We start from the raw sequence: 24835 nt of genomic DNA on the forward strand, positions 1-24835 counted from the left end.
TTCGCACGCCGGGCTCAGTCTATTATTTTACTGATGTAGAAGAATGGGTTGCTCCCGGTGCTGTTCTCCCGCAAACAGTTTGGCATTGTTTTAGCACTTCTTGCTTTGTTGTGTTGCACTCCTTCGCTGGCTAAAAAAACCTACACAACCCATCTATCCAACCTGCAAATTACCAGAACCTTTACTGTGGAATGGCTGAATCAATGTATGGCACTGGATCGTCGAGCCATGAGAGGTGCCAGTCCTTTGGAGCAACTTTCCACGGTTTTGCTCAGGCGGCAGGGGTGGGCTCGTCAAGCTAATTTTAATGGGCTCGGAGGCTTGGAATACTACACTGGACAGATGATGCAGTATGAACAGGAAATTCAGTTTCGTGTTGACAGTGAGAATCAAGCAAATGTTAATGGAATCACTGCATTATGGTTATCTCATCATTTTATTTCAGGAGGTGTGATCAACATTCAGTCAACGAATCAGTTGTTTGTGCCCGAACTGTTTGGCCAGCTTTTGATTCATTTTCATCAGGTTCAGGTTGTAGGCGATCAGCAGAATCAGCCCATATGGCTGGTACAAGCCAATATTCCTGTATCTGTCAGCGCAACGATCCCTGTCACCCTGAAGGTTTTTCATAACGAGGAGGGGAATGTTCAGATGAATGCTTATGATGGCTTTTTGTCGTCTGTCTCAGGGGTTGCACCTGCTGTCTTTACCGTCTTTGAAGACTTAAGTGATGAGGATCAGGAAGGGCCCGAAGGTCAAACGGTGGAGTTGCAGGATGAAGCCTCTGCCCTGGGCGAAGGAATGGGGACTCTGCAAATCAGGGACGGTGATGAGAAAAGCGATGAGAGCAAGCCTCAGTGGATGTCAGAGGATTATTTACCCTCAAAAAAAAGTGCGGTGGTATGTTGTTTAGCCGTCTTCTGTCAGGACTTCTCGCTCCAGTTTTTCAGCAGCTACCTTAAGGTTTCGTATGATCTCTTTTCGATCCTTATGATCAATAGAGTCTCCATCTACATAGATTGAGAAGCCTTTTGCTTCAAAGTCCATATAGCTTTGCTTCTGGCCCAGATTACGACGGAAATCCAATACCCGATAACAGGGAACCGCCCGGCTGAATCCTTTTACTCGTAATGCTCCCACCGACTGGCATAAGATCAGCTCTTTCACCAGTGACCAGGTTTCATGAGAGATCAGAATCTGATTGGCATCAGCCTGACTTTCCAGTCGACTGGCTAGGTTTACTTCCTTCCCAATCAGGGTGTAATCCATTCGGTTCTCGGCACCAAAGTTACCTACCGTACAGTAACCCGTGTTAATGCCCATACGGATTTCCAGAGGGCGTTCAATGCCCTGTTTACGCCATTGGTGGCGGAGCACTTTCATGTGCCTTCTCATGGCAACAGCCATTGAAACGGCTGCCAAAGCGTCTTTTTTGGGGCCCCGTGTACGAGGGTCACCAAAGAAAATCATGATGCTGTCACCAACAAATTTGTCGATCGTGCCGCCGTATTTTAAGGCGATTTTAGACATTTCTGTCAGATACTGGTTCAACATGTCGGTAAGGGCTTCCGGCTCCAGCTCCTCTGAAAGTTCGGTGAATCCCTTGATGTCTGAAAAGAAGACAGTGAGCTTTTTTCTCTGACTCTCCAGTTTGGCGCTTTTCCTGCCAACAAAGATGGAGTGCCAGACCTGAGGGGACAGGTACTTGGTCAGACTGCTTGCCAGAATGGTATAGCGCCGTTGTTGAGCTCTGGCCTTGTCCCGAAGGTTGACGAAAACTTTATGCTTCTGTCGTATGATCCAGGCCAGATAAAACATGTAAATCATCACCGATAATGTGACAACAAGGGTTACCGGAATGGGTAAGGGCTGCATCAATTGTTGAGGAAGCAGGAAGTAAGTCACGCCACCGGATGCCAGCATCAATACGGGGATCACGGCCAGAGAAACCAGACCGTATCGAATAATGCCGCTGCACATCAGGATCATACTGAATAGCATTGACTCTACCGGGGGTAAGCCTGCAGCAATAAGAAATGCACCGGAATTCAGGGAGTCAGCCACCAGAGAGGCCGATTTATCTTTCTTGGGGTAAAGCTGGTTAATGAAGAACAGCAGGAGTGTAGCGATGTGAGGGTACACCGCAGCATACACTCCGAAAAAGACCATATGGTTGGGGAGCGTGTCCTTGTAAACCCCAAAGCCGATACTCAGGGCGACCAGAGTATAGGCCAGGACTCTTGCCTGGTAATCTCTGCTGACCGGGCTGTATAAGCTGCTGAAGATTGCTTGCTTCGCCATTGCACTCCTGGCACTTATTCTCCCATGAATAGGCCCTGTGTCATTGTCTTGGGCGCATTTCTCGCTCATGGATGCTTTCTTATTGTAATGCCTTGAAGTTTTCAGTTCAGGCGAAATGAATCATGGAGCCCGTCTTTCGGGGCTGGAAGGCTTGTCGTCCCAGACAAGCGTATGTCAGTGGTAGAGACTATAACACTATCATTCTTATCTGGAAAATAGCCCAGATTAAGGTGGCAGTAGGAGTCAGTCTGAATGGCTTTCATGATGAGTGGATTCTGCTATGGTAAGCCGACCAGTAATTTTCAGATGGCCCGGGCCTTCAATACAATGCTGAAGTCTTTTATTGTCCGGCTGTGGCTGGCACGGGACAGGTTGTATTCAGCATCAAAAACTTTGTGAGGATTTCAATCTATGGATGAGCAAAACCTGCCTGTGGAGTGGCTGACTCATCGAGTTTCAAGGCCGGTTCTGAGTGACCCGGGTCCCAGTGATGAGCAGTTGGAGGTTATCTTTCAAGCCGCCTTGAGAGCTCCTGATCATGGGAGGTTGAGACCCTGGCGCTTTTTAACCATAGCGGGCGATGCGAGAGTAATGCTGGGTGAGTTGTTTGCGCACTCAGCTCTACAGGAGCAGCCTGATCTTGCCCCTGAAGCGGTAGAGCGCTTCAAAGGGTTGCCTCTAAGGGCTCCTGTGCTGGTGGCGGTGATTTGTAAGCTGGCCGAGCATCCAAAAGTACCTGAATTAGAACAATACCTGTCAGCCGGTGCGGCAGCCCAGAATATTCTTCATGCTACTCATATGCAGGGCATAGGGGCCATGTGGCGAACAGGCGCGGTAAATTATTATGCGGCTACAGCCAAAGGTCTTGGACTAAGTGAAAATGAGAAATTGCTGGGCTTTATCTATCTTGGAACACCCAGCGGACCTAAAAAGAAGGTGGAGGTTTTAAATCCGCAAGACTTTGTGAGTTCGTGGCAGGGATAAAGTTGATTGCCTAAGAGTCAATAGACTGCAATGGAATAATATAGTCTTCCCAGTCTTCTTCAGGCACAGTGGTTTCTGATTGGGCAAAAGCCCTGACGGACATCCCCGACTGGTGAATACTGTCAGGGTTGCCGGATATTAACGGGTGCCAATCATAAAGAGGCTTGCCTTCTGACAATAGCCGATAGGCGCAGGTGGCAGGCAGCCAGTGAAAATGCGGTATATCACTGACGGTCAGCTTCAGACACTCAGGCACCTTTTCCTTGCGGTTGGCATAGTCTGAACACTGGCAGCTATTGATATCCAGAAGCTGGCAGGCCAGAGAGGTGTTGTGAACCTCACCGGTGTCCTCATCTTCCAGCTTCTGCAGGCAGCAACGTCCACAGCCATCACACAGGCTCTCCCATTCTTCAGAGGTCATGTCTGTCAGGGATTTGGTTTGCCAGAAAGGGTCTGTCATACAGGGTCGTTAAAGCTCAGCAGTTCTTCAGGAAGGTGCTGAATATAGTCTTCTTCGACCGGTGGCATCTGTAGGTAAAAACCCTTTTCCTGAATCTCTGTCATGACTTTTTCCACGTCGGCTCTGGCCAATGTTCGCTCTGGCGTCAGCAGAATATCCATAACATGGGTAGCCTTGCCGAAGGCCTGATGCAAAGCCTCGGGGACTTTCTCAAGCTGATCTCTCTTTTCGACATAGAGGTACATTTCGTTGCGTTTGCTGCTTTTATAAATGGAGGCGAGAATCTTGGACATAATCAGGTTTGGATCACTTCAGTCAATTCACAAAGTCCGTGGTTTGAGTGATGGGATCATTCAAACCACGGACATCAAATTATCTCTGGTCGGCTTTGTAGTCTTTCAGAGTCACAATCAAAGGTTCTGCAATCTCTGTCTGACGCCAGCCCTTGATGCTTTCAGGCATGGAAAAGCGACCACTGCTTTGCCACTGTCGTAAAATAGCGTTGGACATCTTGCCAGGGAAGAGCAGCTCTACAGGCACTCCGAGTTCGTCTGACTTATGCTGAACCCAGGCTTTGATCAATTTGCCGTAGTCTCTGGCTGATTTTGGCAGCGGTGCAGGTAACTTATCAGGATAGCTCTCTTCAGGCTGTTTTTTGGCCTGTTCTACGAGCTCCAGAATAGTGTCGCCATATTTTCTCAGGGTTTTGGGCTTCATATCCTGAATGGCTGACAATGACCGAATATTGTCTGGCATATACCGTGCAATTGGCCACAGGCTGCCTTTGGCAATAATTCTGTTGCGGGGCGTGTCTGTGTGCCTCGCCTCTTTTTCCCGGTATTCACAAAGCTCTCGAAGTACGGCCAGTTGTTGCGGGTTTAACTGCCAGGCACGTTTAACATCTTTCCAGACTTCCCTTGGGTCCGGGAATAAAGGTCCGGTGACCAGCTTGTTACAGTCTTCTTTAACCCAGTCCAGCTGAGGCTTGCCCTTCAGGATATCCAAAAGCAGTTGGTAGGCTTCCAGAAGGTGTACCACATCAAGAGTTGCATAGCTGATTTGTGCTTCGGTGAGAGGCCGCTGCAGCCAGTCTGAACGGGTAGCGTCTTTGGGAAGGTCAACGTTCAGAAGATTTTTCAACAGATTTTGATAGCTCAGGGAGTGACCCAGGCCTGCATAGGCAGCTGCCAGTTGAGTATCCATCAGTGACACAGGGCGACAACCGGTCAGAATGTTGAATACTTCCAGGTCTTCACTGCATGCGTGCAATACCTTGACGACGGATTCTGCCTGTAAAACTTCACCAAACGCACTCCAGTCTTTAACACTGACTGGATCGACCAGAAATACTTCCTGGCCTGTTCCCACCTGAATCAGGCCGGGGACCGGGTAGAAGGTATCGGTACGAATAAATTCGGTATCCAGCGCTATAGCATCCAGTTCAAGCCACTGCTGGCAATATTGGGAGAGGCTGTCACTGTCGAGGACCCAGATAGGATCAGGATGTTCTATAGGCATAAGCAGTAGGGTCAGAAATAAAAGCTTATTATAAAGAGCTTGTTACTGAAGCCAAAATATTATTCTTCACAGAAGGGGAAAGTAGCATGAACAGCGCAGTAACTTTGAACAGGTTTGGTCAGCCTCCTGGGGATTCAGGTGAATTGATCTGTGGAAGTGCTGCTTTCGAAAGAAGACCGTTACAGTAGTCAAAATCATATGCTGGCTACTATGAACAAGGTAGAAGCGGGTTCGGGGGGAGTTTCTCAATCGCTTCTGCCTTGCTTGAATCCATAGATTAAATGGCTTTCTTAGTCCAGAGAGGCCTGGTAGTCGCTTTCAATCATCAGGTTATCCAGCTCTGAAGCGTCAGAGAGACGAATCTTGGCGATCCAGCCATTTTCGTAAGTGGATTCGTTGATTGTCTCAGGGGTGTCTTCCAGAGATTCGTTAACGGCGATGACTTCTCCGCTGACCGGCGCGTAGATGTCGGAAGCGGCCTTCACCGATTCCACCAGAGAAAACTCCTGGCCGACTGTTACTTCAGTACCTACTACGGGCAGTTCAACAAATACAACATCCCCCAGTAACTCCTGAGCGTGCTCACTGATGCCTACAGTAACGGTACCATCGTTATTCAGTTGAACCCACTCGTGGGACTCTGCAAATTTCAGGGTGGCTGCCATGGTGCAATTTCCTTTTTTATTATTGAAAGGTGGATGACTTGCTGAAGAGATTATCAAGTCAGTTTTTCTTCATCAATAAAAAAGTTTCCAATAGGAAAGGTTTTTTCGATATTCATACAATAGGGGATAAGGTATATTCAGACGGAGACCTTAGAAAATAATCAGTCATCAGGCGCTTTATGACCGAACAAGCGGAGTTTTTAAAACAAGATTCAATTATCAGTATTGAGCGCCGCAAGGCAAAAGCCATCCAGGCTGACGAGCCGATTGGACCGTTACAGCTGGGCCAGCGAGTGAGAGAGATACGTCAAACCCGCAAGCTGACCCTGGAAGAGGTGAGTAAGCTGACCGGACTGTCTCGTTCTGCTATCTCAAAAATTGAAAATGACCAGATTTCGCCCACCTTTGCTGCCGTCACCAAACTGGTGAATGGGCTTGGGATTGATATTCCCCAGTTGTTCAGCCCTGCAAAAGGCAATATGCCTGCGGTCGGTAGAAGGGACGTGACCCGGAAGGGAGAAGGTAAGCCCCATCCTACCCAGACCTATGAGCATGAACTGTTGGCAGCAGAGCTGACGGGCAAAAAAATGGTTCCCTACCGTACAACCATTTGTGCCCGATCTTTCGATGACTTTCAGGACTGGGTTCGTCATGAAGGGGAAGAATTTCTGCTGGTGTTAAGTGGGCAGGTTTGCCTGTATACCGAGTTTTATCAGCCTATAGAGTTGGATGAGGGTGATAGTGCTTATTACGACGCGGAAATGGGCCACGTAGTGGTTTCAACCAGCCAGGAAGATGCTGTCATTCTTTGGGTGACAACCTGAACAATAGACTTTCAGACCCAGCCCGTTCAAGCGAGCTGGCTGGGTCTGAAGTAGATCAGCTATAGAGTGGGAAGCGGGCGCATAGCGCTTCTACTTTATGGCGAACCTCTTCTTCAACAGCCTGATTGCCCTCTTCTCCATTGGCGATCAAACCGTCCAGCACATCACTGATCAGGTGACCCACTGTACGGAACTCTTCTGCTCCGAAGCCACGGCTGGTGCCTGCGGGTGTGCCCAATCGAATGCCTGAGGTTACCATTGGCTTTTCAGGGTCAAAAGGAATGCCATTCTTGTTGCAGGTAATACCGGCTCTTTCCAAAGCTTCTTCTACCTGATTGCCTTTCAGTCCTTTGGGTCGCAAATCGACCAGTAGCAGGTGAGTATCAGTACCACCGCTGACAACATCACAGCCACGCTCAACCATGACTTCAGACAGTGCTCTGGCATTTTCAACGACACTATTAATGTATGTTTTGAACTCTGGCTGCAGGGCTTCGCCAAAGGCTACGGCTTTTGCGGCGATAACGTGCATCAGCGGTCCACCTTGAAGACCCGGGAAAACAGCTGAGTTGATTTTCTTGCCCAGGTCCAGATTGTTGGACAGGATCATCCCGCCTCTTGGACCTCTCAGGGTTTTATGGGTAGTGGTGGTAACAATGTCGGCGTAGGGCAGTGGAGATGGGTGGGCACCTGTGGCAATGAGTCCGGCGATGTGGGCCATGTCCACCATCAAATAAGCACCGACCTTATCCGCAATTTCCCTGAAACGTTTGAAATCGATGACTCGTGGGATAGCAGAACCACCGGCAATGATCATTTTTGGCTGGCTTTCAATGGCCAGAGCTTCAACGGCGTCATAATCAATGCGCTGGGTTTCTTTGGAAACGCCGTACTGTACCGCGTTGAACCATTTGCCAGAGAGAGCAGGACGAGCACCATGAGTCAGGTGACCACCGGCGTCCAGCGACATGCCCATAATGGTGTCACCTGGTTGCAGCAGTGCCAGCATGACAGCACCGTTTGCCTGGGCGCCGGAATGAGGCTGAACATTGATGTATTCGCAGTCGAAAAGCTGTTTAGCTCGTTCAATGGCCAGGGCTTCAACCACGTCAACGTGTTCGCAGCCACCGTAGTATCGGCGACCGGGGTAGCCTTCAGCGTACTTGTTGGTGAGGACTGTGCCCTGGGCTTCCATAACGGCTTTGGAAACAATATTTTCTGAGGCGATCAGTTCGATCTGTTTTTCCTGACGGAGGTTTTCATCTTTAACAGCAGCCAGGATGGCGCTATCCACCTCAGCCAGGCTGTCAGAGAAAAAAGCTTTGTTGCCTTCTGTCGGGTATGCCTTGTTCATTATTATTCTCCTGCAATGACTTCTGCTTATATGTTGTTGCTTCGTTTTGAATCATTCAGTCATCCATGGCAATACTGTAAACAGATTGTCTCCTATCGGCAATAAGATTTCTTATTGGAAACTGCAGGTTTTTATTATACCCATAAAAAAGGCCCGCATATGCGAGCCTCGATCAGAGCTTTGCTTTTTGGTGCGTGATTAACGATGAGCTTGCAAAGCTTCGATACGGTCTTCCAGAGCCGGGTGGCTGGAGAACAGGGCTGCCAGTCCGCCCTGACCATTCTTGCGAATACCAAAAGCGGTCATGGTGGCAGGCATGACACTTGGAGCGTCGTATTCCGCTCTCAGTCTTTCCAGGGCAGCAATCATATCACCACGGCCTGCCAGTTCTGCTCCAGCCTCGTCCGCCCGGAATTCACGTTTACGGGAGAACCACATGACAATGCAGCTGGCAGCAATGCCCAGAACAATCTCGGCGATAAAGCTGACCACATAAAAGCCTATACCCGGGCCACTGCTTTCTTCGTCACGACGCAGGAAGCTGTCTACGGCATAGCCAATGATTCGGGCAAAGAACATGACAAAGGTATTCACTACACCCTGAATCAGAGCCAGAGTCACCATGTCGCCATTGGCAACGTGACCAATTTCGTGACCAATAACAGCCCGCGCTTCTCTTGGACTGAAGCGATCCAGAAGGCCCTGACTCACTGCAACCAGTGAGGCATTTTTATTCCAGCCAGTGGCAAAAGCATTGGATTCCGGAGAAGGGAAAATACCCACTTCAGGCATGCCGATACCGGCTTTTTCAGACAGCTCTTTCACTGTCTCCATTAACCATTGCTCCTGAGCGGTACGGGGCTGATCAATGATCTGGGTACCGGTACCCATTTTTGCCATGGTTTTGGAGAGGAACAGTGACACGAATGAACCGGCAAAGCCGAAAACTGCACAGAAAACCAGCAGAGAGCTCATGTTGAGCCCCTGGGCTGTGATATAGCTACCCACGCCAAGGATGTTCAGGGTGATACTGGCGACTGCGATGACCGCAAGGTTGGTGGCCAGAAACAGCAGAATTCTTTTCATTACCGGAATGGTTACCTTTTGTTAGTCGGATAAAAGAAATATGGAGACGCGGAGTGAGGATTTCAATCCTCACTCAGGCTTTTTACAGTTGTTTACAGTTTGTCAGCTTTTGATGGTGAAAAAGTGCTGGCAGAGCTGATTCAGCTGGTGGGTGGTGCCGGACTTCAGAACTTCCCTAAATTGCCAGCCCAGAGTTCCACGCTTTAAAGCGATATGTTCTGGCTGTTCGTCAGGATCAATGTTCAGGCTGGGCAAGCTGAGTCTCAAGAAGCTTTTTTCTGTCAGGACAACTTGATCCAGCCCTTCCAGTCGGACTCTTTCTGAATAGTGAATGTAGCCTTCTCTGGCCAGCCACAGGAAGCTGTCAAAGCAAGCCTGGTGTCGTCTGCTAGGGAGTCCAAACTCATCCACAGGCTCTGGCGTAATAATGTCATCGACATACAGGGAGGTGAGCCTTGGGAAGGCATTGTAGAGATGCACCAGGGTTTTGGCGCAGTCGTGGAAGAAATCGTCTATGTGTATGTCGGCCATTTTTCTTAGTTATTAGTTAACAGGGTTCAGTTAACAGTATTTAATTTTCAGTTAACAGCTTTCAGTATTGAGTGGCATCTCACTTTCGACTGAACGCTGTTAACTTCAAACTTTCTACTCTTTTTTATTGTTTGTAACGACTCAGGAATCGTTCCAGTTTTTCACCCACCATCTGCAGATCCTCAACACGGGGCAGGGTGATGATCCTGAGATGATCAGGGTCTGGCCAATTGAAGGCACGACCCTGAACCAGCAGGATTTTCTCCTGAATCAGCAAGTCCAGAACTAACTGTTCATCGTCGTGAATCGGGTACTTTTTGGGATCCAGTTTCGGGAACACATAAAGAGCTCCCTTGGGCTTCACGCAGCTGACACCGGGAATCTGGTTCAGGTGCTCATAGATCACGTCTCGCTGAGCCAGTAGTCTACCGCCTGGCAAGATCAGGTCATTAATACTCTGATAGCCTCCCAGTGCCGTCTGAATAGCGTGCTGGGCAGGAACATTTGAACACAGGCGCATGGAAGCCAGCATTTCCAAACCTTCCAGATAATCTTTGGCTCTATGTTTGGGGCCACTGGCCACCATCCAGCCAGAGCGGAAACCAGCTGCCCGGTAGGATTTGGACAGGCCGTTAAATGAAATCATGAAAACGTCATCAGCCAGTGACGCCATGGCTGTGTGTTCGGTGCCGTCGTAAAGAATCTTGTCGTAAATCTCGTCAGCAAAAACAATCAGGCTGTGCTGTCGGGCGATTTCGATGATCTCCTGCAATAGTTCAGGAGGGTAAACTGCACCGGTTGGGTTATTGGGGTTGATCACCACAATGCCACGGGTTTTGGCGGTTATTTTACTGCGAATGTCGTCCAGATCAGGATACCAGTCAGACTGTTCGTCACACAGGTAATGAACCGCACGGCCTCCTGACAGGTTGGCGGCGGCTGTCCAGAGAGGGTAATCCGGTGCCGGGATCAGGATTTCATCGCCATTGTTCAGCAGGCCCTGCATGGCCATCACGACCAGTTCACTGACGCCGTTGCCAATGAAGATGTCTTCCAGTTCAACACCGGGGAAATTCTTTTGCTGGCAGTAGTGCATGACTGCCTTGCGTGCTGAAAAAAGGCCTTTGGAATCCGTGTAACCCTGGGAGTTGGGGAGGTTGAGAATGACGTCCTGAATAATCTCTTCAGGTGCATCAAAGCCGAAAGGCGCAGGGTTGCCTGTGTTCAATTTCAGAACACGCTGGCCTTCCTCCTCCAATCTTCTGGCTTCACGCAATACTGGACCCCGTATTTCGTAACAGACGTTTTCCAGTTTCAGGGACTTCTCAATATCCTTCATGGGTACTTTTCCAGGCGGTCTCTATAAAGGCCGCATCTCTTTTTGTATGTTGTCATGCTCATGGCGGGTTGGCCCGAGCGTTTGTCCATCAATCAGTGTTTTAATTTCCTTGATCGCTATGGATCAGGCCAACGGATTCCCTGAATTCCAGGATCTGGCAATAAATAGACAAGATCTGGTAAAAAATGTTCTCTCTGACAGGGAATCAGGCGATCATTATGATGCCTTTATGGCTTCAGTGCACGATCTAAACCCGGTTTATTCCGTTCCGGGTGATGGAGATGATATGAAAATCGAGAAAACCGATGCCCAGTGGCAGCAAGAGCTGACGGATGAGCAGTATCACGTTTGTCGCCAGAAGGGCACTGAGAGGCCTTTTTCCGGGGAGTACGTCCATTTTGACGGGCAGGGTGCATACAGCTGTGTCTGTTGCGGGCAGGTCTTGTTTGAATCAACCACCAAGTTTGATGCCGGTTGTGGTTGGCCCAGCTTCTGGGAAGTCGTGGACAAAGAGGCGGTGAAGTACATTGAAGACAAGAGCCTGGGAATGGACCGAATAGAAGTGGTGTGCTCTGCCTGCGAAGCCCATTTAGGTCATGTGTTCCCTGATGGGCCAGAGCCAACGGGGCTGAGATATTGTATGAATTCCGTGGCTTTGGAGTTTAAGCAGGAAGACTGATTCAGGCGGTTAACCAACGGCTCAAGGTGCCTTCGAGCTGCTCCTTGTTGAAGGGTTTCGCCAGATGGTCATTCATCCCGGCTTCCAGACACTGCTTTCTGTGCTCATTCAGGGCATTGGCGGTCAGGGCAATGATCGGGGTTTCCCGGGTATCAATCTGATCGCGGAGCCTGCGGGTGGTGGTGAATCCGTCCATCACCGGCATATTGCAGTCCATTAAAATCAGGTCGTAGGTGTTGTGCTGGCAGGCCTCAAGGCAGCTCTCACCATTGTGGGCCAGTTCAACCTTATAGCCCAGTTGTTCCAGCATTCCTTCGGCCACCATTCTGTTAATGGGGTTGTCTTCAACCACCAGTACCGAGTAATGACTGCCTTTTCGTTTACTGGTGTTCAGGGCTTCTGGCAGAGCTTGTGAAACCTGATGGCTGATCGTCTGGGTTTTTTCCAGTACCTGAATCAGTAATGTTCGTGTCAGGGGCAAGGGTAACCAAACCAGAGTGTCTGGACTGTTCTCCAGAGGCGTATGGGCGGCATAAATGACTTTCAGGGAAGGGTTTTCTTCACTGGCGCTTCTGGCAGTCTCTTCATGCTCGGTGATCAGAATGTCAGCCCATTCGCCCGACAAATTGCCTGGGTCCATATGACTGGTCTGACGGTGGCTAATATCCCAATGGGTCAGTAGATGTGAACAACAGCTTTGAAGTGCTTCCGAACAGTCCAGTACCAGTTGGTTACCTTTGATATCAAAGGGCTCGGGTGCTTTTTCTGTTCCGGTTTCATAGCGGAAAGGGAGTTTCACCGAGAAAGTACTGCCTTCGCCGGGTTCTGAAATCACGGACAACTGTCCACCCATATTGCTGACAATGGACTGGGTCAGAGGCAGCCCCATGCCTGAGCCACCAAAACGTCGACTGGTATCGCTGCTGGCCTGGGCGAAGGGTTTGAAAATTTCATCCAGGGCTGACTCAGGGATACCAATGCCGGTGTCACTGATGTTTAGCATAATTTCCAGCGAGCAGTCTGATGTTTTCTGACAGTCGAGCCAGATACGGATTTCACCTTCATCGGTAAATTTGGCCGCATTTCCCACAAGATTGGTAATAACCTGATGGAATCGGGTGGGGTCGCCCACCACTTCTTCTGGCAATGTCGGGTCGATATCGCAGAATACGGGAACACCTTTGGCAAAGGTGGACTGTCCTGTCAGAACCACAACGTCTTCCAGAGAGCTCCTCAAATCAAAAGGAATCTCTTCAAGGATCATCTTGCCGGACTCCAGGCGGGACAGGTCAAGAATGTCATTCAAGAGTCGAATCAGATGAGACCCTGAATCCCGGGCGATGGTAAGACGCTGGCGTTGTACTTCTGTCAATTCTTCATCCAGCGCAATACTCAGCATACCCAGTAGGGCGTTCAGGGGTGTTCTGATTTCATGGCTCAGACTGGATAACTGTTTGGCTCTCTGACTGGCCGTTTCCATAGCCTGACTGCGAGCTTTTTCCAGTTGCCGGTTGGTTTTCTCAAGGGTTTCGTTATTTTTGCGAATTTCTCTGGTTCGTCGGGCAATAATGGTTTCCAGCTCTGCCAGGTGTTCCCGCAACTGTTCTTCTGCCAGACGCCGATGATGCAGGTGGTGGTGAATATTATTGAGATAGTGATTAATGGTGCGCGTCAGCAAACCAATCTCGTCATTTTCATGCCCCTTGGGCTCAGGGAGCTGGATCTTGTTACTGTCTTCAGGGTGTTCAACCATTCTGTCGGTAAGGGTCAGCAGTGGTTTGGTCAGCATGAGATAGAGCATGATGAACAGCACAAGAGAAAGTAAGAAGGTCCTGACCAGGCCGGTGACCATGGTGACAATGGAACGATCGAAAAACTGGATACTGATGGGGCGGGTATCGGCGACGATTTTCAGCCAGCCGAGTTTTTCATCTTCGTCAAAAGGAACCTTTAACTCTCTGATGTAGGTTCGGCTGGCACCGAACAACATATCGGTAAAGGGTCGTGCTTTATCCTGTTGTGGCTCTTTACTGACTGCAGCCAGTGCTGCACCCGATGGGTCAACAATTTCTGCCCTGACAATGGTGGGCGATTCGATGAGTCCCAATACCAGTTCGTTAGCCAGTTCTTTATCAATGTTGTAGGCAATACGGGCAGCAGGTGTCCTGGTGATGGCAATATAGGTTTCTATGGTGGCATCAATTTGCTGGTCCTGAGACTGGTAGTCGGTAATGACCTGGAACAGACTCAGGAAGAGTCCCAGGATAAAGGCAATGACAACCGTGTTGCGTGCCTGTTTGAATGACAGTCGATCCCTGAAACGGATTGGCATGAGAACCGCTTTATCTTAATTATTACTCTGCAGCCCTTTTTTACCTGCATTTTCAGGCTAACGCAACAAAGAGTTCTGGATATCCAGTGAAGAATCGAACTTCCTGCTATCTATTTTCATGGGACACTTTTTTCTGTCGCATGGGTCCTTGAAGCCGTTCAAAAGATGCCCAGGGCATGCGACAGAATTTAGCTATTGACGCAGTCGTTTATTTTGTTTGGAAGAGAGGGCTGGCTCTACTACTGCTCTGCTTCTTCTGGATCATAGCCTTCAAGTTCACCCTGGTCTTCCATTTCATCCAGATCCGGTTCATCGGGAACAGGCTCTACAGAACCGGAGTCATCATCTTCACTGATGAACTGCTCGGCAATGGGTTGATCTTCATCTTCCTCTGTTTCATTCCAATCCGCATAGCTCAGGTTGGTAAAACTCAAAGCCATTAAGATGGCCAGGAGCGAAGCCGCTGAAGTTGCGAAAGAGTGAGGTCTACTGGTTGATGTCATTCTTGGAATTTGTCTCGAAATAACTTCCCGATTTTCACACAGATTCTGTTCACCCTGAACTTGGCTGTGGGGGAGGGTATTGGGCTTCGACAGGCTCAGTGCCTTTTTATTTAAGTGGGCCTTTGAACTGTTCATTTGAGTTGTTTTTTCAGGGAAGGAATACATGCATTAATACCTTCTCATAAGGGGGTTGTAGTAAGTCTGTGTTTCAGCAACTCATGGTGAGTATATTATTTACCGTTACACAGGCGTTTTACAGGTTGTGGTGTTTTCCATGAAATCAACACTCTATTTGCACAGAGCGACTTTCTATGAATTTGGCTTTATCTGAGGTCAATTTTTTAAACAATCGGGTGCTTGATTTATTCACCACTGTCTTGATCAGCTGATAAAGCTAACAACCTGACTTCAGATTCCTGATCATAGGCTCCAAACATAAAGAAGCCAGTATGTATCCCTGCATACTGGCTTCGAGTTAGATGACTTCTATAGATGTGTCATCCTCTGATATCAGGAATCAGAGTTCGTCGTGGATATCCTCATCGTCACCCCAATCCTCATCAAGATCGAACTCATCAAGATCGGCCTGATCAGGTTTCTTGACTGCAGGTGTTTCCTTAGGTACCACAGTCGTTGTTGTGGATGTTGTTGTGGTTGAAGTAGTAGTCGCCGGTGTTATCGTAGCTGCCGTAGTGGTAGTCGAAGTTGTTACCGGTGCTGGTTTAGTGGTCTCCCATTCTTCGTCTTCCTCGAATGTATCCAACTTAGCAGGTGGAGTGGTTTCTGGTTCTGTTACCACTGCAGACTCTGAAACAACCGTTGCACTCGGAGTCACCACAGGTGTCTCACTGGTTACTGGTGTGACACTGCTGGTAGTTGTCTGTGTAGTGGTTGGTTTGATGACAGACTCAGTGGTGGTTGTTGTCTGAACAACACTTGAAGTGGGTTCAGATACTACTTCACTGGTTACCAGTGCTTCAGTGCTAGTGGTGCTCGGTGTTGTAATCGTTGCCTCGGTAGTTGTAGTAGCTTCTGTTTCCCACTGCTCATCTTCATCCAGATCAGCAGGCGCAACTGTTGGTGTTTCAACCGGTGTTGGGGCAGACGTTGTCTGTGTAACACTGGAAGTAACAGATGGAGCTTCACTGGAAGCAGAAGTCGCACTTGTAGCCGAAGTAGACGAAGTAGACGAAGTAGCCGTTGGTTTCACAGTGGACTCACTGGTGCTTTCCCAGTCTTCATCGTCATCGAGCTCATTACCTACGGGTGGAGGTGTAAAGGTTGGTTTAGGAGTCCTTGTCTCATCATGAACAGGCACTTCCTTATCATCGCCCTGCTGCCAGTCGTAGAAGGCACCCAGGGTGTACGAATAAGGAATACTTTCTGCATGAGAGAATGACCACTTGGGCACATTTTCCTTGAAGTATTTCTCCCAACCGTCCTCAAACATCTTCATGGTGCGGTCACGACGTTCACGGAACTGCAGATAGGATTCATTGCGCGTCCAACCATGCATCATGTTGCTGTCTTTAACACGCTTGGCGTAAGCTGCGTCCGATTCACCGTAGCGTTGAGGTGTAGCTACAGCATTACGTTTCACATACTCATCGTCTGCTTCACCTACACCTCTCCAGCGGTTGATTGAGTCTAAACCACGACCCAGAGGGCCACCCAACCATTGAGTGAGCACCTTGTTGTCGTTCATGAAGAAGTCATAAGTGATGCCTGCAGCCAAAGCTGCGCCGAATGTCTGGGCGTAGGTGAATCCAGATACCAGACCATAAGCGTATGCTCCGGCCGTGGTTACAGGGCCCAGAACTACACCTGCAGTAGTGGAAGCCAGAGTTTTCACTTTCTGCGGTGTCATTCTATGCAGCAATGGCACCTGAACTCCCTGTCTTGAGCTCATGGATTTCAGCATCTGGGGCACCAAGCGGGAAATGCTGCGATACATCTGGGGGTTGGCGTGGTACTGTCTGGCAAACAGCATAGTGCCGGTTCTCAGCAGAATCACGGAAGAAGCTGCCTTACCAAATGGCATGACCAGTCCGCCCACTTCAGAGACTTGTTCGATACCGCTGTGGTACGCATATTGACCGCTTCGATCCAGATCAATGCCGTAACGCTCCATCCAGTTCTGGAAAGGTGTTGGCATCCGGTGCAGATAATCACCCCTGTTGGTCAGGTCCAGAAGGTACAGGAACGACATGTTTGAGAAGGACAGTTTGGCTGCCTGCCAGGCTGTGTTGGTAGCCAGCAGAGGCTTGTAGCTGGTGAAATACCAGGAGACAGCCTGTACCAGGAAGGCCGAAGGCTTGACCCAGTAATCAAACACCTGATGTTCAACCGCTGCAGCGTGAGCCTGCATCAGAGTTCCATTAATGATCTTGAGCAAGTCTGATTCAGACATGCCAACAGTATTGGCATAAGGTGTCAAGGTGTCCTGAATGTTGGCCAGGAATGCAGCCGTTTTGCGGCCATTCTCAAAGGCAATATCGTCAAGAACATAGTTGGCAATCACGGAAGCGGCGTATTCCTTCATGCCAGCAACAGACTCTTTCATGCCCGCTGGGCCGGTAGTGGTTACAGCCACAGGGTTGAAGGCACGTTGCATGAATTCTTCAACACCGTCCTCGGACAGTATTTTGACAACGGATTTGAAATCAGCCACCTTGACGCCGTGTTTGTAGCCAAGGAAATGTTCAAGCTCATGATACTGTTCTTCAAATGCTAGAGTTCGGGCTCTTAGCTCGGCTATTTGCTCTGGAGAGGGATCAGGAACCTGCAGCTGAGCAACATCCCTGGCAGCCATCATATAGTTTTCTAGTTCAGCCTTGCTGATCAGGCCGTCACGCAGCAGGACAATGATCTTGTTACCGCTGGCAGAATGGGTAGCAAAGTATTCTGAGAATCCCTTCAGATCCCTGGGATCATACTCGACAAAGTGTATGGCAGATGCACCCATGCCGTGTATTTCGTCATCGTATTGTTGAGCACCGGTTTTCATCTCGGCTCTGGCTTTGTCTGCCAGTTGCTGGGCTTCTTCAAGTACGCTAATAGGTTGAACTTCTCCTTCCTCGACAGGAGGAGGAGCCGGGAATGCAGTCTTCAGATTCTTGAAGACTTCAACAATACGTCTGGCCTGATCAAATGACAGGTCGTCCCCAACCAGGGCCTGCAGACGAATGGGGGCAAATTCATCGTCAAAGTCGAAAGTCAGAAGGTTGGGTTTTTCCTTACCGCTGCTTTCAGCTGATTCCGCCAGACCAATGGCTGCTTCCAGAGCCTGTTTCTTGAGCGAGTGATCATGCATATAGGTATGCATATCTGCCTGTACTTTTCCCTGTTTTGGCGTGTACTGGAACGGACTACCGTCGTGTTCAACGGCTTCTTTTGCTTCTGCCAGACGGACAGTTCTTGTCTGGAAATCCTCTTGCCTGGCTTCAATTTCGCCTTCCAGACGAGCCTGTTCCTGAGTCAGTCGATGGATCTCACCGCCGTTACCATCACCACCACCTAGTTGTGCCTGTTTGTTTCTCAGGGCATCAACCCGGGCTTCATGTTCATCAGCAGGGGTGGGCTTAAGGCCCATAGCTTCTTCAGTGGTTTTAAGAAGCGCTTCATGATCTGAAAGTGTTTTTCTGAGCGGTGGCAACGCATCATTGGCATGTTTGAGCCTTAACTCAAGCTGATCTTTTTGCTGTTGAAGCCTTGTTTTTGCGGGCTGATCGTCACCTACAAAGTTGGTTATTTCCTGTTTCTTAGCATCCAGATCCCGTTGGGCGTCTGCTTGTGCCCGCTCTGCATTGGTCACATCCAAGTGCTTCTGGTCGTGATCATTCAGGAAGTCAGTGACCTGAGTGTACTTTCTTCTGGTTTCAGGCAGTTTACCTGCCACTTCTTCTACTTCTTCGACTCCATGATTAGCAGCATGGGCTGTAATGGCATCCAGAAATTGCGGTTCTTCCAGATTTGCATCGTCAACACCCTCAATACCATCAACATGGATGTGCAGGTCAGTTGTTGCCGTTCTCAATTTCTGAACGGCATCGGCCCGCCTTCCAGCACCATCTCCTTGCAGGTGCTGCCTGATGGCTTCGACTCGTTCTGCAGTGGTTTGTTCATCTTCTGGAACCAGGCCCAGTTCGGTCTGAATCTGCTTCATTCTCTGGTTTAGAGTAGTGGCTTCATCGTCAGTAATGGGGTGGACGCCAGCACGACCAACAATGTCCACTTGCTTACGGCGAACAGCATCCAGTTCTTTTTGGGCTTCTGCCAGCAATTGCCTGGACCAGGCTACCTCACGATCAAGCACGTATCGTGGTTTGGGTCCAAGGCGAGCCATTTGTTTATCGAGCTCGGCATCAATATCTGCGATGCGTTCTTGAACAGTATACTGACCGGCACGGTCTACCTGGCCATCGAGTTGCTGGAGCTTTTCCCGAAGAACACGGTTCTGAGCATCAATTTCTGCGGCTTCATCAAAGTCTTCAATGCCTAGCTGCTGGGCTATCTCAATGTTCCTGTTTCTTCTTACACCTTCATCTGCATAGCCTTGGCCTACTTCGTCATCTAACGCCTGAATTTTGGCTTTAAGTGCTCCCTTTCTGTCATCCAGATCAGGGTCGTCGTCATCGAATTCAACGTCCAGTTGTCCTGCTAAGTCATCACTAAAAGCCTTGCCTCTTTTTTCCGCGTTTTCGTCAATGTCGATGTCCAGCTTGTCTTCAGCAGCTTCAAGCAGTTCGGTTTGTCTTTCTCTGGCTCTCTCATCCACATCTTCAACTTCGTTGGTCAGTCGATCACGAAGTCTTTGTAGTTTTTCATCCTTAGTGCCCTCAGGAGCTTCAGCCTCTGCATCATCATCTCTAAGCGCGATTTCTATCTCATCAAGAACACCTTCTTCCAAGTCATCGGCAGCAAGTTTTTCACGAACCTTGGCCAGCCTGGCAGCCCTATCATCGTCTTCATCGACTTCGAGGTTGAGTTTTTCTTCCAGAATTTCGAGAACTTCAATGGCCTCTTCTTCAGAACGCTCTCTGGCTTGAGTGATGTATTTCTTCATATCCTCGGAAATGGCCCGACGACGCAGATACTCATCATCCTCTTCATCAAGGTCATCCATCTCCAGAGCTTCTTCCACTTCACCCAGCTTCTCTTCCACTTCCGGCTTGGCTTGGGGGTGGCCTGGTGTTCGCATGTCTTCCAGAGCTTCTTCCAGCTCTGCGACCCTGTCGACTTTGCCCTGCATCGCTTCTTCAAGGACACCATTTCGATCGTCGACTGTGCCGTCTTCATCCAGCTCAATGTTCAGTACAGCGGCTAAAGCATCCTGTTTGGCTTTGATGTCAGCTTCGTTCCCGCCGCCAGCAGCGTTTAACTGCTGAATTCTCTGCAGAAGCACTTGCTGTTGTTCATCAATATCAGCATCACCATCAAAACCCTGGATGTTTAACTGATCGGCTATAGCACGATATCGGGCTTTGATGTCAGCGATCTTCTGCTCATCTGCTTGAGCAGCTTGTTGCTGTAAACGATTCTGAATAGCCTGGGTTCGATCATCTACTGAGTCGCCGTCGTCAGGGTGAAGGCCTAACTCACCTTCAAGAATGGCCAGTTTTTCCTTAATGGCAGCTGCTGTTCGTTGCGCTTCCTCACCGGCTTGAGCCACTTGTTGTTGCAGGCGATTACGTAGAGCCTCAGTTCGATCGTCAACAGAGTCCCCGGCATCTGGGTGAAGGCCTAACTCGCCTTCGAGAATGGCCAGTTTTTCCTTAATAGCAGCCTGGGTTGTCTGGTCTGCGTCAGCTGCTTGCTGCTGGAGTCTGTTCTGAATGGCCTGAGTTCGATCATCGACAGAGTCGCCAGCATCGGGATGAAGTCCGAGTTCACCTTCAAGAATGGCCAGTTTTTCTTTAAGGGCCGCTTCTGTACGGGCAGCTTCCTGACCGGCATGAGCCGCTTGTTGTTGGAGACGGTTTTGAAGGGCCTGGGTGCGATCGTCTACAGAATCTCCATCATCAGGTTGGAGACCGAGTTCACCTTCGAGAACGGCCAGCTTGGCTTTCACTGCCGCTTCAGACTGCTCACGTACATCGGCTGCTTGTTGTTGTAAACGATTTTGAAGTGCTTGTGTGCGATCATCTACAGAATCGCCAGCATCAGGGTGAAGGCCTAGCTCACCTTCGAGGAGGGCCAGTTTCTCCTTGACCGCAGCCTGAACTCGCTCATCAGTTTCAGCTGCTTGTTGTTGCAACCGGTTCTGGATAGCCTGAGTACGATCGTCTACAGAGTCCCCTGCATCAGGGTGCAGTCCCAGCTCACCTTCGAGAATAGCCAGTTTGGCTTTAACAGCTACTTCAGACTGTTCACGTACTTCGTCTGCCTGACGTTGAAGCCGGGTTTGAAGGGCATCAGTTCGTTCGTCTACAGTGTCGCCAGCATCAGGGTGAAGACCTAATTCGCCTTCGAGAACCGCCAGTTTCTCCTTAATGGCAGCTTGAGTTTGCTCATCCGCATCTGCAGCATGTTGTTGGAGTCGGTTCTGAATGGCCTGGGTTCGATCATCGACGGAATCTCCATCATCAGGGTGAAGCCCCAGCTCACCTTCAATAATGGCCAACTTTTCCTTGATGGCTGCTGCAGTACGTTGTGCTTCCAGACCTGCGTGTTCAACCTGTTGTTGCAGGCGGTTTTGCAAAGCCTGGGTACGATCGTCGACCGTGTCACCGGCATCAGGGTGAAGATCTAACTCGCCTTCGAGATTAGCCAGTTTCTCTTTGATGGCTGCCTGAGTGGTTTCATCGGCTTCAGCAGCTTGCTGTTGCAGGCGGTTCTGGATGGCCTGTGTTCGAGCATCAACGGAATCATCAGGTGCAGGGTGAAGACCCAGTTCACCTTCGAGCACTGCCAGTTTTTCCTTGATAGCGGCTTCTGTACGAGCTGCTTCCTGTGCAGCATGTGCAGTTTGCTGTTGCAGTCGGTTTTGCAAAGCCTGGGTACGATCGTCAACAGAGTCACCATCATCAGGTTGCAGGCCCAGCTCACCTTCAAGAACGGCTAGCTTGGCTTTGACTGCAGCTTCAGATTGCTCACGCACTTCAGCTGCTTGCTGTTGCAATCGATTTTGCAGCGCCTGAGTGCGATCATCTACAGTGTCACCGGCATCAGGGTGAAGACCTAATTCGCCTTCGAGAACAGCTAGTTTTTCTTTGATTGCTGTCTGAGTTTGTTCGTCAGCTTCAGCCGCCTGTTGTTGGAGCCGGTTTCGAATGGCCTCAGTACGATCGTCTACAGAATCGCCAGCATCCGGATGGAGACCTAACTCGCCTTCGATGACGGTCAACTTGGCTTTTACTGCAGCTTCAGTCTCTTCACGTGCTCCGGTGGTGAGTCGTTGTAATCGGTTTTGAAGAGCTTCTGTCCGATCATCTACTGAATCGCCGGCATCAGGGTTAAGACCTAACCGTGCTTCGAAAAGGGCCAGCTTTTCCTTAACGGCTGCTTGTGTTTGCTCAGCTGCATCAGCCGCCTGTTGCTGAAGTCGGTTCTGAATGGCTTGAGTTCGGTCATCAACGGAGTCGCCAGCATCAGGATGAAGGCCCAACTCACCTTCAAGAATGGCGAGTTTCGCCTTAATGGCTGCTGCTGTACGTTCAGCTTCTTGGCCTGCGTTGGCCACTTGTTGCTGCAGTCGATTACGTAAAGCTTCTGTCCGATCGTCTACGGAGTCGCCAGCGTCGGGATGAAGACCCAGCTCACCTTCAAGAATGGCCAGCTTCGCCTTGATAGCTGCCTGAGTGGCTTCATCAGCGTCAGCAGCTTGTTGTTGCAGACGGTTCTGGATGGCCTGGGTACGAGCATCAACAGAATCATCAGGGCCGGGGTGTAGCCCAAGCTCACCTTCGAGAATGGCCAGCTTTGCTTTGATGGCAGCTTCAGTGCGTGCAGCTTCCTGACCAGCTTCTTCGGCTTGTTGTTGAAGGCGGTTCTGGATAGCTTGGGTACGATCATCTACTGAGTCGCCATCATCCGGTTGTAGGCCCAACTCTGCTTCGATCAAAGCAAGTTTTTGTTTTACTGTGTCGTCTTGTGCTCGAACAGCATCGGCTACTTGTTGGTTGAGTTCTCTAACTCTTTCCTGAATGAGTCTATTTTGTTCATCCAGTTCTTTTGTGTCGTCCCAATCCTGAATATTCAGCTGTTGAGCAAACTCACGGTTGCGAGCTACGGCAGCTTCCTTTCTGGCTTCGTCAACCTGGGCTTGAAGTTCTGGGATACGATCGGCTTCCTGCTGAAGCTCCTGTACCCGGTCTCTCTGTTGTTCCAGTTCTCGACGAACCTGTTCAAGCTGATCCTCAACTTGCTGCTTGAGTTGTTGGGCTCTCAGCTTCTCTTCATCACTGGCATTGGCTCTCTCAGTTGCGGTCTGCAGTTGATTTCTAAGTCGGGCCAGTTCGCCTTCTTTTGCCTGTAGCTGCTCCAGCTTGTTCTCCATTTCAAGCAGTTGCTTGGTCATGTCACCAATGACTTTGATGGCAAATTCTTTGTCATCACCATAAGCTGCTGCAGCCACACCCGTAACAACCGGCATAAATTGCTGAATAAATTGCTGGTTAGCTAAGAGCCCTTGGAGTGATGGTTTGAAACTGAAGAATTTTGCGAGCTGAACTTTCATCCAGGTTGGAGTAATAGCCCACGAAGATACTTTGATGTGCGCTCTTGTGAACTCAAACTCATCATCTCCGTCAGGAGTGGCGCTGCTCAGAGCTTGCTGAAGGTATTCGTAGTAGGCAAGAGTTTGTAACTTCTCTTCATCAAGAACTGCATCGTGCTGAGCAACAAGTGCAGCTGCAAACTCTTCCAGCAGTTCCATTTGCCTGCTTCGAATAATGTACTGGTAGCTTTTGACCTTGTCTTTCTTGACTTGTGTAGTTACGGCAGGGGCAGGCTGATCACCCTCAACTGCTTCCTTGAGGTTGTAGAGGCCTTCTACAAAAGCGGCATCGGCCGGGTTCAGCTTCTGACCATGGAAAACAATGATCTCACCTGGTGCCTGAGTGACTTCCAGTTTCGGATAGCCTTCTGGTACAGGATAAGCCTGTGCGTCATCCTCAACGTGCACCACATACCCAACTGGTTTCTGGTATGCCAGCAATTCAGTAAGAGCTTCCTGTTGTAAATCCTCTCCCAGGACATGAACCTGAGTATAGGCGGAGGTTGCCGCTGCTAGGAGAGCTTCATCATTGACAAAGAGTGATTGCCCCAAGCGCTGAAGCTCAGGAGGTTGGTCGCCGGAAGAGATAAGACGCATGAAGGTGCGACCATTAACTTCAACTTCTTCTACTTCAATGGTTACGAGGGCAACATAATTGTCACCCGCACCAAGGTTTCCTGCTCTTCCATTTGCACCTTTCAGAACCCCGGCCAGTTGTCCAGGGTTGGAGATTTTTGTTAAGGGCTCTAACTGGTCATTACCGACTAGCTGAGCGCGAACAGCCTCAACTGAGTCGTGATCTGTCATTCCACCCCTGACTTCAATGACCAGTTCATTCTCTTCAAAGTTCTGGGTGAACCTGAATACCCCTTCATCGCCAACCTTTAGTACCTTTGTATATTTTTGAGCGACGTCATCATCACCTGTTTCAAACAGATCAACACTGGAAACGCCACCGTCGACGCCAGAAAGTACGTCTGAGAACCCTTCAGAAGGAACGTTATAGCCCGCTCTGGCTTGAGCCTGGTCAGGGTAGGTAGTTGTAAAGGAGTTGGGTATTGGTTGATGGTTTTCACCTAAAGTCGGTTTAACCACTACCTCACTCTGGGTAAATTCCGCATGTCCGTCGCTTGGAATATCAACAGACTTTGTCTGAAGCTTGCGATCGGCCAGTGCCTGTGTGCCAATGATGGAAGAGCTGATTGCAACGGCCACAGCAAGGCTCAATGCATTGGGGCGAGCATTTGTCATTCTACTACCTCAGAGCTGAGTACTTTTATTACCGTGAAAAATGATTTCCACACCAGGCGAGGAAGTAATTTCCATTCGCTCTGGGCTGTTTCGGTAAGCTGGTGAGAGAATTTTTAAATACCCAAAACTTTTAGCAGTTAAATGGAGAGCTGCAAGTTCAAGAGGCCAAATATGTAAATTTTGACCAAGGATTGTGCAAGGATATTGTCTGCTTTTTTGGGACGATTGGCCGTAATCCCCCGTGGTAGGGTCTATTTAGCGGCAGTTAGGGGGGAGAAGCGATAAAAGTGAA

Annotated in this window: 17 protein-coding genes; 5 read left to right on the forward strand and 12 right to left on the reverse strand. The window is 49.5% G+C overall.

Annotated elements, in window-relative coordinates; genetic code table 11:
- Positions 1-57 precede the first annotated feature (57 nt).
- Positions 58-1023, forward strand: a complete 966-nt coding sequence (locus tag WG89_RS30455) for a hypothetical protein (RefSeq protein ID WP_153301683.1) — start codon at positions 58-60, stop codon at positions 1021-1023.
- On the opposite strand, the gene WG89_RS18640 is transcribed toward WG89_RS30455, so the two are convergent.
- Positions 910-2301 (reverse strand): adenylate/guanylate cyclase domain-containing protein, encoded by a 1392-nt coding sequence (locus WG89_RS18640; protein ID WP_062268641.1) that lies wholly within the window; start codon positions 2299-2301, stop codon positions 910-912. The genes WG89_RS30455 and WG89_RS18640 overlap by 114 nt on opposite strands.
- Before the next feature lie 122 nt (positions 2302-2423).
- Here WG89_RS18640 and WG89_RS30460 point away from each other — a divergent pair, with 122 nt between their 5' ends.
- On the forward strand, positions 2424-2588 hold the full coding sequence (locus tag WG89_RS30460) for a hypothetical protein (RefSeq protein WP_153301684.1): 165 nt from the start codon (positions 2424-2426) through the stop codon (positions 2586-2588).
- Between the two features lie 124 nt (positions 2589-2712).
- Positions 2713-3285, forward strand: a complete 573-nt coding sequence (locus WG89_RS18645) for a nitroreductase family protein (protein WP_062268642.1) — start codon at positions 2713-2715, stop codon at positions 3283-3285.
- A 10-nt stretch (positions 3286-3295) separates the two neighbouring features.
- On the opposite strand, the gene WG89_RS18650 is transcribed toward WG89_RS18645, so the two are convergent.
- From WG89_RS18650 to gcvH, 4 genes are all read right to left on the reverse strand, one after another.
- Entirely contained in the window at positions 3296-3745 is a 450-nt protein-coding gene (locus WG89_RS18650) for a YcgN family cysteine cluster protein (protein WP_062268643.1), read from the reverse strand.
- On the reverse strand, positions 3742-4038 hold the full coding sequence (locus WG89_RS18655) for a YcgL domain-containing protein (protein WP_062268644.1): 297 nt from the start codon (positions 4036-4038) through the stop codon (positions 3742-3744). The genes WG89_RS18650 and WG89_RS18655 overlap by 4 nt, the downstream gene beginning before the upstream one ends.
- Before the next feature lie 79 nt (positions 4039-4117).
- The gene (gene rnd / locus WG89_RS18660; protein WP_062268645.1) at positions 4118-5263 is read right to left on the reverse strand and encodes a ribonuclease D; all 1146 of its coding nucleotides are present in this window, start codon (positions 5261-5263) and stop codon (positions 4118-4120) included.
- A gap of 290 nt (positions 5264-5553) precedes the next feature.
- Positions 5554-5928 carry a glycine cleavage system protein GcvH gene (gene gcvH, locus WG89_RS18665; protein WP_062268646.1) on the reverse strand — a complete coding sequence of 125 codons (375 nt, stop codon included), beginning with the start codon at positions 5926-5928 and terminating at the stop codon, positions 5554-5556.
- A 179-nt stretch (positions 5929-6107) separates the two neighbouring features.
- Here gcvH and WG89_RS18670 point away from each other — a divergent pair, with 179 nt between their 5' ends.
- Positions 6108-6752: a helix-turn-helix domain-containing protein gene (locus WG89_RS18670; RefSeq protein WP_062268648.1), complete on the forward strand. Its 645-nt coding sequence runs from the start codon at positions 6108-6110 to the stop codon at positions 6750-6752.
- Positions 6753-6807: 55 nt separating this feature from the next.
- Here WG89_RS18670 and glyA read toward each other — a convergent pair whose 3' ends face one another.
- The 4 genes from glyA to WG89_RS18690 form a co-directional block, all read right to left on the reverse strand.
- Positions 6808-8106, reverse strand: coding sequence for a serine hydroxymethyltransferase (gene glyA, locus WG89_RS18675; protein ID WP_062268649.1), 1299 nt, complete (start codon positions 8104-8106; stop codon positions 6808-6810).
- Between the two features lie 198 nt (positions 8107-8304).
- Entirely contained in the window at positions 8305-9192 is an 888-nt protein-coding gene (htpX, locus tag WG89_RS18680; protein WP_062268651.1) for a protease HtpX, read from the reverse strand.
- A gap of 102 nt (positions 9193-9294) precedes the next feature.
- Positions 9295-9723 carry a hypothetical protein gene (locus WG89_RS18685; protein ID WP_062268653.1) on the reverse strand — a complete coding sequence of 143 codons (429 nt, stop codon included), beginning with the start codon at positions 9721-9723 and terminating at the stop codon, positions 9295-9297.
- A 124-nt stretch (positions 9724-9847) separates the two neighbouring features.
- The gene (locus WG89_RS18690; protein ID WP_062268655.1) at positions 9848-11062 is read right to left on the reverse strand and encodes a pyridoxal phosphate-dependent aminotransferase; all 1215 of its coding nucleotides are present in this window, start codon (positions 11060-11062) and stop codon (positions 9848-9850) included.
- A gap of 286 nt (positions 11063-11348) precedes the next feature.
- On the opposite strand from WG89_RS18690, the gene msrB reads away from it, so the two are divergent.
- Positions 11349-11741 carry a peptide-methionine (R)-S-oxide reductase MsrB gene (msrB, locus tag WG89_RS18695; protein ID WP_062268742.1) on the forward strand — a complete coding sequence of 131 codons (393 nt, stop codon included), beginning with the start codon at positions 11349-11351 and terminating at the stop codon, positions 11739-11741.
- Between the two features lies 1 nt (position 11742).
- On the opposite strand, the gene WG89_RS18700 is transcribed toward msrB, so the two are convergent.
- From WG89_RS18700 to WG89_RS18710, 3 genes are all read right to left on the reverse strand, one after another.
- Positions 11743-14073, reverse strand: coding sequence for a hybrid sensor histidine kinase/response regulator (locus tag WG89_RS18700; RefSeq protein ID WP_062268657.1), 2331 nt, complete (start codon positions 14071-14073; stop codon positions 11743-11745).
- 239 nt (positions 14074-14312) lie between these two features.
- Entirely contained in the window at positions 14313-14513 is a 201-nt protein-coding gene (locus WG89_RS30465; RefSeq protein WP_172806863.1) for a hypothetical protein, read from the reverse strand.
- A 580-nt stretch (positions 14514-15093) separates the two neighbouring features.
- Positions 15094-24543 carry a coiled-coil domain-containing protein gene (locus WG89_RS18710; RefSeq protein ID WP_062268662.1) on the reverse strand — a complete coding sequence of 3150 codons (9450 nt, stop codon included), beginning with the start codon at positions 24541-24543 and terminating at the stop codon, positions 15094-15096.
- Positions 24544-24835: the final 292 nt, after the last annotated feature.

Source organism: Endozoicomonas arenosclerae, from assembly GCF_001562015.1.
Classification (GTDB): Bacteria; Pseudomonadota; Gammaproteobacteria; order Pseudomonadales; family Endozoicomonadaceae; genus Endozoicomonas_A; species Endozoicomonas_A arenosclerae.